Origin of the sequence: Mesorhizobium sp. ES1-4, assembly GCF_020164745.1 — a bacterium.
Lineage (GTDB): Bacteria > Pseudomonadota > Alphaproteobacteria > Rhizobiales > Rhizobiaceae > Mesorhizobium.
Genome location: NZ_JAIUGV010000046.1, coordinates 1 through 1,031 on the forward strand (window position 1 = coordinate 1; position 1,031 = coordinate 1,031).

Genomic DNA, 1,031 nt, shown 5'->3' on the forward strand with positions numbered 1-1,031 from the left:
AAAGCGTGTCGCGATTAATTGGCCTCATATCCGGCAGCTTTGAAGAAGTTTCTGCATTCGGCTGGCTCGAACAAATTGCAGATATCGCCGAGAGCCTGGCAGAGCGCGTCGAAGGTTCTGGCTGCCTTCTTTCGCAGCCGCGCCTTGAGTTTTGAGTAGGCCATCTCGATCGGGTTGAGATCAGGTGAGTATGGCGGCAGGAACAGCATCCAGGCGCCCCTTTGGCGAACCAGTTGCGCGGCGCGTTCGTTCTTGTGGAAGCCGACATTGTCGAGAATGACGACATCGCCGGGTGACAGTTCGGGGGCGAGTTGGGTCTCGACGTAGTGTTCGAAGATGGCGGCATTCATCGGTGCGTTGACGATCCACGGCGCGACCAAACCATGGCATCGCAGCCCGGCAATGAAGGTCTGCGTCTGCCATTTGCCGAATGGCGCATGCGTCCTGAAGCGCTCGCCCTTCGGCGCCCAGCCGGTGCGTTTGGTCAGCTTGGTGTTGGTCGACGTCTCATCAATGAAGATCAGCCGCGCCAAAGCCTTGTTGAAGAAGCGGTTTCGCCGCCCCATCCACAGTTCACGCGCTTGGCGCACGTCGGCCCGCTGCTGTTCGCTGGCCTGTAGAGTTTTTTTTATGACTGAGCCCCAGGCGGTTGAGCAGGCGCCCGACATTGGAACGGTGCACGCTCACTCCACGCATCTCCAGTTCGACGCAAAGCTCATCAAGCGTCATTTCACCGGTCTCGGCCAATCGCAAGCGGACAAACTCGGCATGCGGCCCAAGCTTCCCGCCGCCCACATGGCCTTGCTGGCGCGCTTCAAGCGAACCGGTCTGCCGGCGCAGGTTGATCAGATTGTTCACAAAGCGAGGCGAAACGCGGAAATGGCGCGCAGCCTCGCGGTGACCATGGCCTTCATCCACATACGCAACAACACGCCGACGCAACTCAAGCGGTAGCGGCTTGCCCATTGCGATCTCCTTTCAACCGCAATGAATCACGAACTCAAACCAAGGGGAATCCTGAATCCTTTAAA

The 1,031-nt window shown here is 58.6% G+C and carries 1 protein-coding gene; it reads right to left on the reverse strand.

What is annotated here, in order from left to right; translation table 11 throughout:
* Positions 1-14: 14 nt before the first annotated feature.
* Positions 15-966 (reverse strand): IS630 family transposase gene (locus LB556_RS31550; protein WP_224571287.1). Its coding sequence is split into 2 segments (ribosomal slippage): positions 15-629 and positions 631-966, totalling 951 coding nucleotides; the frame shifts between segments, so codons are not numbered across the junction.
* Between the last annotated feature and the right edge of the window lie 65 nt (positions 967-1,031).